The sequence below is a fragment of the Sulfitobacter sp. NFXS29 genome (assembly GCF_040148765.1).
In the GTDB taxonomy this organism is placed as follows: Bacteria; Pseudomonadota; Alphaproteobacteria; order Rhodobacterales; family Rhodobacteraceae; genus Sulfitobacter.
Map to the genome: position 1 here is coordinate 126,820 of NZ_JAGDED010000011.1, position 13,080 is coordinate 139,899.

The window sequence follows — 13,080 nt, forward strand, 5'->3', positions numbered from 1 at the left end:
TTTCTGTCGAGGTTCGTCATCACGCGGCCTGCGGGCGCAGAAGCCCTGCCCGCGCCACCTTGCTGTCCAGTTGGCGGCCCAGCACATGCTCGCACTGCTCGGAAATCCGCATCAATCGATCCAGGTCGATCCCGGTCCACTGACCTTCAGCTTCGAGGACGGAAACCAGATCTTCGGTCGCGACATTGCCTGTCCGTCCGGTGCCGTATCGGATTTCGGACGGGTGCCCGCCGACTCCGCCAATCGCGCTGTCGAAATGGGATGCTCCACCGTCGAGGGCCGCAAGGCAATTCGCGATGCCAGTGCCGCGCGTGTCGTGGAAATGCGCGACGCAGGTCACCTGCGGCACCTCGCGCGCAAAGCGTTCCCACAGGGTCCTGACTGCCTTCGGCGTGCCGGTCCCGACAGTATCGCCGACCGTCACCAATTCTGCGCCCAGTTCCGCAAAGCGGACGACATCCTCGACAACGCGACCGGGATCGACAGCGCCTTCGAACGGGCACCCGAGGGCGACCGAGATAACCCCCACTAGACGGAATTTCCCGCCGGCCAACCGGGCCATCTCTTCCACGCGCGTCCATTGCTCTTCCCGGGTGGCGCGGAGATTTCGCTGCGAATGGCTGTCCGTCGCAGATGCAAGGAAGCTCAACTCGGTTGCGCCATGACCAGCCGCCAGATCCGACAAAGCGCGATCAATCGCCTTCGGATTGGGACAGGTCGCCTTGTAATGCACGCCCGGTCGCCGGTGAATGCGGGTCAGAACCTCGCTGGCGTCGGCAAATCCAGGCACCCGTTTGGGATGGCTGTAGCTGGTCGCCTCAATGCGGGGAAAACCGGCCTGGGTCATGGCGTCGATCAACGCGATCTTATCTCCGGTTCCGACCTCGGTCGTTTCGTGCTGCAGCCCGTCGCGGGCAAAACATTCGCAGATCACAAGGGGGGCCGTCATCGTCAATGCTCCTGGCGTTCGTCGCGGCCGATCAGCAGGAAGGCGATCATGCCGATGATAACCATGCCGACCAGCAAGGACGAGATTGCCGCCACTGTGGGATCGACCTGGTCTCGGATGTTTGCGAACATCCGGCGGGTCAGGGTTTCGTTCCGACCCGATGACACGAAGAGCGCCACAACAACTTCGTCGAATGAGGTCACGAAGGCGAACACCGCGCCGGACAGCACCGAGATCTTGATCTGCGGCAGCGTGACCGTCAGGAAAGCGCGCAGTTCTGATGCCCCAAGGCTGCGAGAGGCCTGGTGCAGTGCCATGTCAAAGCTCGCCAGCCCGTTGCCCACGGCGATCAGGACAAAAGGCAGCGCGAGCATGGTGTGCGCGAGGATCAGCCCGCCAATCGTCCCGTTCAGCCCGACCTTGGCGTAGACGAAGAACACGCCGACCGCGATCAGGATCAGGGGCACGAGCATGGGCAGGATGAAAGTGCCCCGCACGGCGGTTGCGAAGACATCCGTGCGCCGGTGTAGCCCCCAAGCAGCGGCGGTCCCCAGGATCGTTGCAATGATCATGGTGGGCACGGCAACACGCACGGACACCCACAGGGCATTCAGCCATTCCGGGGAGCCGAGAAAGGCCTTGTACCAGCGCAGGCTCAACTCCTTTGGGGGGAATTCGAGGTACTCACCGGCTGAAAAGGACATCGGCACCACCAGCAGGCACGGCACCACCAGAAACAGGCTCACAAAAACCACCACGACATAGAGCCACAGGCGCTGACCATTTGTGATCTGGGTTCTTGTTACAGGTTTAGACAGCATCACTTGGTACCTCCGGCGCGACGCAGGACAAACTGGACGGCAAGCAGCACAATCGCGGTTGCGATGACGAGCACCACTCCAAGCGCTGATGCCGCACCCCAGTTGCCGTAGAGAGAAATATTGTCAGCGATCTGCATGGCCCACATGTACGTCCGGCCACCGCCCAGCAGCACGGGCGTGACGAAGAAGCCGAGGCACAGGACGAAAATCAGACCGGCACCGGAGCTGACGCCCGTGATCGTCTGCGGGAAGTAGACCTGCCAGAAAGCCTGCGTGGGCGTGGCGCCGCAATTGGAAGCGGCCAGCATCAGCGACGAATCCACCGCCTTCATCGAGGCATATAGCGGCAGGATCATGAACGGCAGCATCACGTGGATCATGCCGATGATCGTACCAAGCTCATTGTGGACCAGCGCAAGCGGTTCGTCGATAATGCCCCAGTTTTGCAGCCAGGTGTTGATGAGCCCGGTGCGCTGAAGCAGAACCAGCCAAGCGTAGGTCCGCACAAGAACCGAGGTCCAGAACGGAAGCAGCACACAAAGAAGGATCACAAGCGAAACCCTTCGTCCGGATTGTGACATGAGGTAGGCGACGGGATATCCCATTAGGGCGCAGCAAAGCGTGACGATAAACGCGATCCGAAATGTCGTGGTCAATGTGCGTATGTAGATCGACCGCCCCATGCGTTCGTAATTCGCCCAGCTGAGCTCTCCGGCGGCGTCGAAGGCTGACAGCCAGAAGAGCCAAAGGACAGGAACAAGCAGAACGAGCGCGATCAGGATCAGCCCGGGAAATGTGAGGGAGGTCGCGCCAAGACGCTCCCGGATCGCATCGCGGCGCAGGATACCAGCGTTCAGCACCCCGCTACGTCCGGTGGAAGCCATGGGGATTTCAGTCATACCTGGTCCTCCACCAGAATTGTGCTCGACTGCTTGATCCAGAACGAGACCGGTGCGCCCGGCTCGGGTATCTCGATGCCGGCGGTGTGCGGATTGCACCGCACTTCGACCGATTGATCTTCCGGCAATGCGATGTCGAGCAGGTAACTGTCGCCCTGATAGATCACTTCGCGCGCGGTTCCGTCGATCCGGTTTGCCTGTCCCTGTTGCGGTGCGTTCCATGCCAGCTTTTCCGGCCGGATCAGCAACCACGCATCATGATCACCGCTCAGCGGCTCTCGCGTTGCGATCGGATTGCCGAAGAGTTGCGCCGTGCCGTCAGCCACCTTGACCGGCAGGAAGGAAGACTCGCCCATGAACTCGGCAACAAAGCGGTTCGCAGGGAAATCGTAAAGCTGGCTTGGGGTGTCGAGCTGCATGAGCTTGCCGTTATTGATCACCGCGATGCGATCCGACATTGTCAGCGCCTCGCGCTGGTCATGGGTCACATATACCGTGGTCGTTCCCAACATCCCGTGCAGGCGCTTGAGTTCGATCTGCATATGCTCGCGAAGATTCTTGTCGAGCGCGGAAAGCGGCTCGTCCATTAGCATCATCCGCGGCTCGAATACCATCGCACGGGCCAGTGCAACCCGCTGACGCTGGCCGCCCGACAAGGCCTGGATCGCGCGGTCTGCAAGATGATCCATCTTGACCGTCGCAAGTGCCTCCTTGGCGCGGCGTTCCCGCTCCGGATTGGCGAGCTTCCTCAGTTTCAGCGGATAGGCCACGTTCTGCTGAACCGTCATGTGCGGAAAGAGCGCGTAGCTCTGGAAGACCATGCCGACATCTCGACGGTGCGGTGGCAGGGTCAGGAATTCCTTTCCGTCAAGCTGCACGCTGCCGCTGTTGGGCCGGGTAAACCCGGCAAGAACGTTAAGGAGCGTGGTCTTGCCCGACCCAGAGGGCCCAAGGAGCGTGATGAACTCTCCGGGTTCGATATCGAAACTCACTTCATCGAGCGCGATGAAGTCGCCGTAATGCTTGCGTACTTGACGGATTGCGACCTGACCGGGCATGGCTGATTACCTTTTCTGGCTCTAGATGGGTCGGGCGGTGGCCCGCCCCCGGACTGCCCGGCAATTTCGTGCCGGGCAGTTGACTAGGATCGGAAGGTTCTTACTGAACCATCATCATTTTGTATTCTTCCTGAACCTCGGCGGCGTATTGCGCCCACCAGTCCACGTCGAGAATAAGCTGCTTCGACGCATTCTCCGGTGCGGTATTGGACGCCTTCACGACATCCTCCGGCGCATTGGTGAATTCGAACGCCTTTTGGTTCGCCGGGCCATAATACGGCATCTGTTCTGGGATGTGGGCCTGCATTTCCGGAGAGACTACATTGGCGATGAGTTTCTGCGCCGCCTCGACGTTGTCCGACCCCCTGAGGATTGCCAGACAACCAGACCCAAGAATTCCGTCCTGGTAGGTGTAGGCGACCGGCGCGCCGTTCTCGATCACCCCGGCAACGCGGCTGCCCCAGATCGCCAGCATGTCGACTTCACCATCGGCAATCAACTGGGCCGATTGTGCGCCCGAAGTCCACCATACAGCGATATCCGACTGAATCGCCTCAAGTGAGGCGATGGCCTTGTCGATATCCAGCGGATAGACTTCATCCTTCGGCACGCCCGCGCCGAGAAGCCCAATCTCCATCATCTCTTGCGGATATACGCCAAGCGCACGGCGACCGGGGAAATCTTCAACATTCCAGAAGTCGACCCAGTTCTTGGGTGGGTTGTCGCCGTAGGTATCAGTGCGGTAGCCCAGAACAACAGAATAGGAGTTGATTGAAATCCACTCATCCCCCCTGGACGCCTCATCCACACCCCTTGCGTCAATCACCGAATAGTCGAGTAGCTCAAAAAGCCCTTCGCGTGCACCGACAGCGCAATTGTCAGCGCCCAGGTGCACGATGTCCCACCCCGGGTTGCCAGATTGAACCTGTACACGCACACCGGCGATGCCGTCATGACTTTCCTGGCGCAGATCGATCCCGGCCTGTACCGCCGAAGGGATCCAAAGCGTCGAAGCGAGGTCTTCCTGAACCTTGCCGCCGAAACCTGCGATCGTCAGTTCCTGTGCGGACGCCATGCCCGCCACAATCATCGGGACAAGCCCAGTAATCAGTACCTTCTTCATTGTTTCCTCCCTATTGAAGATTTGGTCATTCAGTCGAACGTGATGACTTGGCGCGTCACGGTTCCGGACGCGAGTTTGTCAAAGCCTTCGTTGATCTGGTCGAGCTTCAGCGTACCTGACAGAAGCTTCTCGACAGGCAGTCGGCCCTGCCGGAACAGATCCAAGTAGCGTGGCACGTCACGCGGTGGCACGCTGGAGCCGAAATAGCTGCCCTTGACGGTGCGCTCGCCCCCCACAAGCGAAATCGGCGGCAGTTTCCAGATGGTGTCGTTGCGCGCTAGACTGGCGGTGACGGTGGTGCCACCGCGCCGCGTAATCGCATAGGCCATCTCGATCGTTGAAGGGACGCCGGCCATTTCAAGACCGTATTGCACACCTCCCTTGGTGTGCTCGAGCACCGCCTCTACGCAGCCTTCTGCGCGCGCATTGAACGTCGCTGTAGCGCCGAGTTCCCGGGCCTGAGCCAGCTTGTCGTCGTTCACGTCGATGCCGATGATCTCGCGCGCACCACATGCCCGCGCCATCATAATGGCGGCGAGGCCTACTCCGCCGAGGCCGACAACGGCAACCGTGTCTCCGACACTGACACCAGCCGAATTCGCGACAGCACCGCCGCCGGTCAGAACCGCACATCCGAAAAGCGCGGCGTGCGTTGGCTCAATAGGGTCGTCAACCTTGATCAGTGAATGGCGCGAAACCACGACCATCTCCGAAAAGGCGGACAGACCCGCCTGGTGATGAACGTCCTGGCCCTTGTGCTTCATCCGGCGATGGCCTGACAGAAGTGTGCCCACGGCATTGGCCTTGGTGCCTTCCTCGCAGAGGACCGGGCGACCATCGACGCATTCCGGACAATGGCCACACCGTGGTACGAAGGAAAAGATCACCTGATCCCCGGCCTGGAGATCCGTCACGCGGGCACCGGTCTCCAACACTTCACCGCAGGCCTCGTGCCCGAGAACCATCGGCATCTCCTTGGGCCTGTCTCCGCTGACAAAGCTCAGGTCGGTATGGCACAGCGCCGCGGCCGTAACCTTCACGAGGACCTCTTCGTCCCCCGGAGGCGCGAGGTCGATTTCGGCGACCTCGATGGGCTTGCTTGTTGCGTAAGGCCCTTCGACCCCTTGCTTGAGCAGCAGTGCAGCTTTCGTTTTCAGGCTCATTCATTACTCCTCCTCAAACTAAGGTGCTGATGAATTTGGTGGTTACAAAGGCATCCATGCCCTCGACGCCGCCTTCGCTTCCGTAGCCACTTTCCTTCATGCCGCCGAAAGGCGTCTCCGGGCTTGCGATGCCGAAATGATTGATCGACACCATGCCTGCCTCTAGGCCCTTGCTGAGTTGATCCACGGTTTTCTGGGAGGTACCGAACGCAAAGGCGGCAAGCGCATATGGCAGTGCGTTGGCCTTCTCGATCGCCGACTCGAGAGATGAAAACGGCAGCACGGGTGCGATCGGACCAAAGGGTTCGTCGACCATGAGCGAGGCATCTTCCGGAATATCCGTCAGAACAGTCGGCTCGAAGAAATTGCCTTTGTTGCCGATCCGACGCCCACCGGTCGCGATCTTGGCACCGCGGTCGACTGCATCGGCCACAAAAACTTCCATTGCGTCGAGCCGGCGAGCGTTGGCAAGCGGTCCCATCTGAACGCCTACCTCAAATCCTGATCCGACTTTCAGCTCTTTGGACGCGGCCACGAAGCCGTCGAGGAAACGCTCGTAGTGCGTATCATGGATATAAAATCGCGATGGCGCTGCGCAGACCTGGCCCGCGTTACGGAATTTCAGCGTTGCGGCCAACTGCACGGCGGCATCGACATCCGCATCCTCGGCCACAACGAAGGGCGAATGGCCACCTAGTTCAAGTGTGCAACGTTTGACATAGCGTGCCGCGATTTCTCCCAAGGTCTTACCAACCGGAATGGACCCGGTAAAGGTAACCATGCGTACCGGATCCGCCGGAATAAGGTACTCAGAAACCTCTTTCGGCACACCGTAAACAAGGTTGACCACTCCTCTCGGAATTCCGGCATCTTCAAAGCAACGTACCAGTTCGGCGCAGCTATATGGCGTTTCCTCAGGGCACTTGATGATGATTGTGCAACCTACACCTAGCGCGCCGGCGATCTTGCGCACGGCCTGGCTGATCGGAAAATTCCACGGAGAGAACCCCGCAACGACACCAAGCGGCAACCTATAGGCGATCTGTTGAACGTTGGGTGCGCGCGCGGGGATGACACGGCCATACATCCGGCGCCCCTCTTCGGCCGCCCAGTCAATATGATCGGCAGAACCTATTACCTCGCCCTTGGCTTCTGCGAGCGGCTTACCCTGTTCGCGTACCATGAGCCGACCGATTTCCTCCGCCCGCTCCCGCAGCAAACCGGCGGCTTTGCGTAGCAGGCCGGACCGCTCAAACGCCGACGTGAGCGACCAAACCTTGAAAGCGGCATCCGCGGCGTCCAGCGCAAGGTTTAGATCGGACGTACCCGCAAGAGCAACCGCCCCGACGGTCTCGCCAGTCGCAGGATCAACGACCTCCGCCGATCCGTTTTGCCCATCACACCATTCGCCGGCAATGAACATTTGGGCTGACTTTTCCACTTCCGATTCCTTTTCGTTGATTGCTATTTAGGTTAAAGATTGATTGATCTTGTTGTCCTTGTCAACTATATAAGTGCTTTGTAGGGCATTTGCAGGTAGGTGCCCCAACGTGCCGGTTATGACGCGATGCAACGTTAGATCTTTCTGTTCTTTCGCGCTCCAAAGGGATGGGTTCTCGGCTACGCAATTTAAGCTTTTGGTTTGTGTGGCCCGTGGGAAATTATGATTGACCAAGGCTAAGAGGTGATCATATGTATCTGTACACGGACGCTGGTGCTGGACTTCTACAAACGCATCGCACTTGGCGACACACGAGCTGTGCTGGATGAGTTGCCTCCCGAAAACTCGGCATTGATTATGTGGATGCCCCACCTCCATCGGCCTGTTTTGTGGCAAGCCGTTGAGGTTGGCCCATTAGATAGGAGAGTTATCAATGGAAAACGTGACCGTAATCGGAATTGATCTGACGAAGTCAGTATTCCAGTTGCACCGCGCAGCTGCGGACGGCTCAGGTGTGTTTCGCAAGAAGCTTTCGCGCGGGAAGTTTCAATTGCTCATGGAGCGCCATCCTCGCTGCGGCGTTGCTATGGAGGCTTGTACCTCCGCCCATCACTGGGGGCGCATGATGGAAGCGCTCGGCTATGAAGTACCCTTGATCCCGTCCGTGATGCCTTTCGTGAAGAGGCAAAAGATGGGATGGTTGCCGCCCTCCCCAGACGGCATCGAGATGCGCCAAAGTCGTGGTGTTCAGAGTCACAAAAAGGAGAGGACGGCAAATGAAAGATACAATGATCGGGGTAGACCTGGCAAAGAGCGTTTTCCAACTTCACGGCGCTACGATGACGGGACACCTGCAATTTCGAAAGAAGCTGACTCGGCCGCAATTTCGACAGTTCATGTCGAACCATCCCTCCAGTGTGGTCGTGATGGAAGCCTGCGGTAGTGCAAGTTACTGGACGCGGGAGATGGTCAAGCTTGGCCATGAGGTGAAATTGATTGCACCGCAATATGTGCGGCCTTTTGTGAAAAGGCAGAAAAACGATGCCGCCGATGCCGAAGCAATAGTCGTTGCAGCGCAGCGCCCCGAGATGCGTTTTGTCGAGCCAAAGTCGGAAGATCAGCAGGCCTGCGCGGTACTGTTTCGAACCAGAGAACGCCTCCTCAATCAACGCACCGAGCTTGTGAATGCTCTTCGCTCGGTTCTCTATGAATATGGCCATATCTTTCCGAAGGGGATTGGTCACATCAAGCGGATTGAGGCCGTCCTGGAGGCGTCCAGCAGCGATTTGCCCGAGTTGGTGCGCGAGGAATGTCAGGATCTGATTGATCAGATATTCGAGAAGACAGCACGGACCGACGCAAAGAGGAAAAAAGCCAAGAACCTTTCTGCGGTGACCGATACGGCTCGGCGACTACAGACGATGCCTGGGGTTGGGCCACAAACCGCACTGGCAATCAGCGGCTTTGCTCCTCCGATGGAGAGCTTCAAACGCGGGCGAAATTTTGCAGCCTAGCTCGGCCGCGTGCCACGTCAATACACTTCCGGGGGCAAGGAGCGGCTTGGGCGTATATCAAAGGCCGGTCAGACAGATATCCGTTCTCTGTTGATCATCGGCGCGATGTCACGGCTGACACGTCTGGCCCGCAAGAAGATCGTCGAAGGTTCATGGTTGGCGCGGATGCTACACCGCAAGCCCCTCATGCTGGTGGCGATCGCGCTTGCGAACAAGATGGCGCGGGCGATCTGGGCAATGATGACAAAAAAGGAAGATTATAGTGATCCGGCGCTAGCTATGTCTGCATGACTCATATGCGGCATGATAAAAGCTGACGTCGGTGAAGGAGGTGTAAGAAGTCGATGACCTGAATGGGCAAAATGATCGAAAGGATCTGGAACGGGGAAACCAGACGTCGTTCTTGAGCCGTAGAGCTCTTGCAAAAGATATGGACCCGATCCGCAGATCACCATCCCGGCCAGCGGCTTCTTGAAAGGCTGCAATGAACAGGCCTGAGAGAAGAACGCACTCGATCACCCGGCCGTTAGGTTGGAAAGCTTCTTGCATCAAGGGCGGCAACCAGAGAAGAACGATGCCAACGATGCTGAGGCAATCGTCGAAGCGTCGTCCCGCCCGACAATGCACTTGGTCGTCTTAATGCCTGCTGAGCAGCAGGTTCGCACCATGGTGTTCAAAACACGCGATTTGTTAGTCCATCAGCGCAGTCAGATCGTCAACGCCTTCCATGGACAGCTCAAGGATTATGGTACATTGCCCGGCCGGATTGGCCACAGTAAGGTCGCTTGTTGCAGAGGTTGAAGATCCCAAGCTCGATCAGCCCCCTCTCGCCGCCCAGCTGGCCCGTGTATCTTCATTTTCGACGCTCTGCGGGTCAAGATCCGCGGCACCGACAGCCGCATAGTCAAAAATAAGACCCTTTTATGTCGCTCTCAGTGTTAACAGGGATGGTATACGCGACGTTCTGGGCCTGTAGATTGCCGATAATGGGGGGGTCAGATTCAGGCCGGCCGGGATGACCGAACTCGAAAACCGCGGGGTGCAAGACATCTTGATCGCGGTCGTAGACGGCTTCAAAAGCTTCCCTGGCGCGATCATCGCGGCCTTTTCGGACACGGTCGTGCAAAACGAAGGCACAGCACTTTATCAGTTTGAACAAAAACCACTTTGCCGCGCGTCTATCTCGCCTAGATTGAAAGATTTCCTTAAGAACGAAGCTGTGTTGATCAACCGCGCGCCACAGCCAAATTGCCACTCCACCAGCCTGAAAGTGAACCGGCACCGGATCGCTACAGACTAACCGATACTTGGGGTTTGCTTGGAGAGCGCTCGTGCGCTTACTGCCAAACTCGAAATACTGCAGATCATTGATTACCATTCGGCATTTCTTCCATAAACATAAGAATGGCAGACCAATTGAACGATCGAGCTATTCCCTGCGGTATCGATAGAGACTGAGACAATGCTGCCCACAGTTCAGACTGCCTCCAGCGCAATTGCGATCCCCTGGCCGACTCCGATGCACATTGTGGAAAGGGACTTCTCTCTAGGTTTCAACTCCAGCATGGCCGTCCCGGTGATCCTTGCTCCCGACATGCCAAGCGGATGTCCAAGACTGATTGCACCGCCGTTGGGGTTCACCCGTGGGTCGTCGTCTGCAATGCCCAAATCGCGCAGGGTGGCAAGGCCCTGTGACGCGAAAGCTTCGTTCAGTTCAATGACACTAAAATCCTCTTGCTTCAGCCCGAGCCGCGCCATCAGCTTCTTGGACGCAGGCGCCGGACCAAAGCCCATGATGCGCGGAGCAACGCCGGCCGTCGCGCCGCCGAGCACCTTGGCGATGGGGGTCAACCCATGCTTCTCTGCGGCCGCTTTCGTGGCGAGGATCAATGCCGCCGCACCATCATTGACGCCGGAGGCATTGCCGGCCGTCACCGTGCCATCCGCTTTGACGAAGGGTTTAAGATTTTTCAGCGCCTCCAAGGTGGTCGATGGGCGGGGGTGTTCATCTTCTGACACGAGGATGGGATCGCCCCGGCGCTGCAAGATAGAGACAGGCACGATCTCTTGCGCCAGTCGTCCGCTTGCCATGGCGGCACCCACTTTTTGCTGGGACCGCAGGGCGAAGGCATCCTGATCTGCACGGTCGATGTTAAAATCCTCGGCCACGTTCTCGGCGGTTTCAGGCATTGAATCGACGCCGTATTGTGCCTTCATCATCTTGTTGACGAAACGCCAGCCGATGGTGGTGTCAAAGACCTCGTTGTTCCGTGCAAAGGCGGTCTCGGCCTTGGGCATCACGAAGGGCGCGCGCGTCATGCTCTCGACCCCGCCCGCGACGATTACCTCGGCCTCTCCGGCCTTGATCGCCCGCGCGGCGGTGATCACCGCATCCATGCCAGAGCCGCAGAGCCGGTTCATCGTGGTGCCGGGGACGGTCTCAGGGTAGCCCGCCAGCAGCAGCGACATGCGCGCTACGTTGCGGTTGTCCTCGCCTGCCTGATTGGCGCAGCCAAAGATGACTTCGTCGATCGCCGCAGGGTCCAATGAGGGATTACGCTCGATCAACGCTTTGAGGGGCACTGCGCCCAGATCATCGGCCCGGACAGAGGACAGTGCCCCGCCATATCGGCCAATGGGGGTGCGGATGTAATCACAGATATAGACGTCGATCATGCCAGTTCCTCCGGTACGATAAGATCGGCAACATCGCCTTCAATATGTAACGTAGCCCCGGTGACAGCCTGCAGAGCGTCCATGCTTAGCCCCGGCACCTTCTCCCGCAGGATGAACCTGCCACCCTTAATGTCGATCACCGCAAGGGAGGTATAGACTTGGGTGACACATCCCACGCCGGTCAGCGGGAAGGTGCAGCGCTCGACCAGTTTCGGGCCGCCATCCTTGGTGACGTGATCGGTGACCACGGCCACGCGTTTGGCACCATGTACAAGGTCCATCGCGCCGCCCACGGCAGGCACGCCTTTAGTGCCGACGCGCCAATTCGCCAGATCGCCATTCTGAGCAACCTGATAGGCTCCCAGCACGGCGAGATCGAGATGCCCACCGCGGACCATCGCGAAACTGTCGGCATGGTGGAAAAACGCGGCACCGGGCTTGAGCGTGATAGGCTTCTTGCCGGCATTGATCAGGTCCCAGTCCTCTTCACCCTCTTTTGGAGCCTGACCGAAACCCAGAACCCCGTTTTCGGTGTGATACGTCACATCGCGGCCTTCGGGCTGGAATTTGGCGATCATCTCGGGGAAGCCGATGCCGAGGTTAACGTAAGATCCGTCTTCGATATCCTGCGCCGCGCGCCATGCGATCTGCGCGTTCGAAAGCTTGTCCTGCATGATGTTGAACTCCGCCATCAGTAAACCACTCCTGTGCGCACAAGCACTTCTTCCTGTTGAGGTTCTGCCACTTCCACGATGCCGTCGACGAAGATGCCCGGGGTGATGACCTCCTGCGGGTCGATGCTGCTCGGCTCCCCCAGCACGCTGACCTGCGCGATGGTTTTTGCTGCCGCCATCGCCATGAGCGGGTTAAAATTGCGGCCCGCCATGCGGTAGGTCAGATTGCCGGTGCGATCCCCGTCCTGACCCTTGATCAGCGCATAATCCGCCTTCAGCCATCTTTCGCGGACATACATCTTGCCATCAAATTCCTCGGTCGGTTTACCTTCGGCAAGTTCCGTGCCGAAGGAGGTCGGCGTGTAGAAGGCGGGGATGCCGGCACCGGCGGCGCGGATGCGCTCGGCCAACGTGCCTTGGGGCACGAGGTCGAGTTCGATCTCGCCCGCGAGGTATTTTTCATTGAAGGCTTCGGCGTTGGAGCTGCGCGGGAAAGAGCAGATCATCTTGCGGACCATGCCCGCTTTGATCATCGCCGCGATGCCGCAATAGCCGTTGCCCGCGTTGTTGTTAATGACAGTGATGTCCGCCGGGCTGCCGGTGGCGCGAAAGCGGTCGATAAGGGCGTGGATCAGTTCGATCGGCGCGCCAGAGCCGCCAAACCCTCCGATCATCACCGTCGCCCCATCCGGGATATCGGCCACAGCCTCGGCCACGGTAGGAAGTGCTTTGTCCATTGCTGGTCTCCTCAGGTTGCCGAGG

General features: G+C 58.7%; 10 protein-coding genes and 3 pseudogenes. 2 read left to right on the forward strand and 11 right to left on the reverse strand.

Annotated features, from left to right (window positions below):
- Window positions 1-19: 19 nt before the first annotated feature.
- The 7 genes from J3456_RS16465 to J3456_RS16495 form a co-directional block, all read right to left on the reverse strand.
- A complete protein-coding gene (locus J3456_RS16465; RefSeq protein ID WP_349581226.1) occupies window positions 20-949 on the reverse strand; it encodes a hydroxymethylglutaryl-CoA lyase in 930 nt (309 codons plus the stop codon).
- Between the two features lie 2 nt (window positions 950-951).
- Window positions 952-1,770: an ABC transporter permease gene (locus J3456_RS16470; RefSeq protein WP_349581259.1), complete on the reverse strand. Its 819-nt coding sequence runs from the start codon at window positions 1,768-1,770 to the stop codon at window positions 952-954.
- On the reverse strand, window positions 1,770-2,669 hold the full coding sequence (locus tag J3456_RS16475) for an ABC transporter permease (protein ID WP_349581227.1): 900 nt from the start codon (window positions 2,667-2,669) through the stop codon (window positions 1,770-1,772). Before J3456_RS16475 ends, J3456_RS16470 begins: the two co-directional genes overlap by 1 nt.
- Window positions 2,666-3,727, reverse strand: coding sequence for an ABC transporter ATP-binding protein (locus J3456_RS16480; protein WP_349581228.1), 1,062 nt, complete (start codon window positions 3,725-3,727; stop codon window positions 2,666-2,668). Before J3456_RS16480 ends, J3456_RS16475 begins: the two co-directional genes overlap by 4 nt.
- A gap of 100 nt (window positions 3,728-3,827) precedes the next feature.
- The gene (locus J3456_RS16485) at window positions 3,828-4,850 is read right to left on the reverse strand and encodes an ABC transporter substrate-binding protein (RefSeq protein WP_349581230.1); all 1,023 of its coding nucleotides are present in this window, start codon (window positions 4,848-4,850) and stop codon (window positions 3,828-3,830) included.
- A 29-nt stretch (window positions 4,851-4,879) separates the two neighbouring features.
- Complete coding sequence (locus J3456_RS16490; RefSeq protein ID WP_349581231.1) at window positions 4,880-6,013, reverse strand: zinc-binding dehydrogenase; 1,134 nt, start codon at window positions 6,011-6,013, stop codon at window positions 4,880-4,882.
- 13 nt (window positions 6,014-6,026) lie between these two features.
- Window positions 6,027-7,454: an NAD-dependent succinate-semialdehyde dehydrogenase gene (locus J3456_RS16495; protein ID WP_349581232.1), complete on the reverse strand. Its 1,428-nt coding sequence runs from the start codon at window positions 7,452-7,454 to the stop codon at window positions 6,027-6,029.
- 776 nt (window positions 7,455-8,230) lie between these two features.
- Here J3456_RS16495 and J3456_RS16500 point away from each other — a divergent pair.
- A pseudogene (locus J3456_RS16500) lies at window positions 8,231-9,259 on the forward strand (IS110 family RNA-guided transposase).
- A gap of 558 nt (window positions 9,260-9,817) precedes the next feature.
- A pseudogene (locus J3456_RS19465) lies at window positions 9,818-10,094 on the forward strand (transposase); the annotation flags it as partial.
- Here the strand turns inward: J3456_RS19465 and J3456_RS19470 are convergent.
- From J3456_RS19470 to J3456_RS16525, 4 genes and pseudogenes are all read right to left on the reverse strand, one after another.
- A pseudogene (locus tag J3456_RS19470) lies at window positions 10,095-10,226 on the reverse strand (DDE-type integrase/transposase/recombinase); the annotation flags it as partial.
- A gap of 218 nt (window positions 10,227-10,444) precedes the next feature.
- Window positions 10,445-11,644, reverse strand: coding sequence for a 3-oxoadipyl-CoA thiolase (pcaF, locus tag J3456_RS16515; protein ID WP_349581233.1), 1,200 nt, complete (start codon window positions 11,642-11,644; stop codon window positions 10,445-10,447).
- A complete protein-coding gene (locus tag J3456_RS16520) occupies window positions 11,641-12,318 on the reverse strand; it encodes a 3-oxoacid CoA-transferase subunit B (RefSeq protein WP_502989519.1) in 678 nt (225 codons plus the stop codon). Before J3456_RS16520 ends, pcaF begins: the two co-directional genes overlap by 4 nt.
- A 17-nt stretch (window positions 12,319-12,335) precedes the next feature.
- Window positions 12,336-13,055: a 3-oxoacid CoA-transferase subunit A gene (locus tag J3456_RS16525; RefSeq protein ID WP_349581235.1), complete on the reverse strand. Its 720-nt coding sequence runs from the start codon at window positions 13,053-13,055 to the stop codon at window positions 12,336-12,338.
- Window positions 13,056-13,080: the final 25 nt, after the last annotated feature.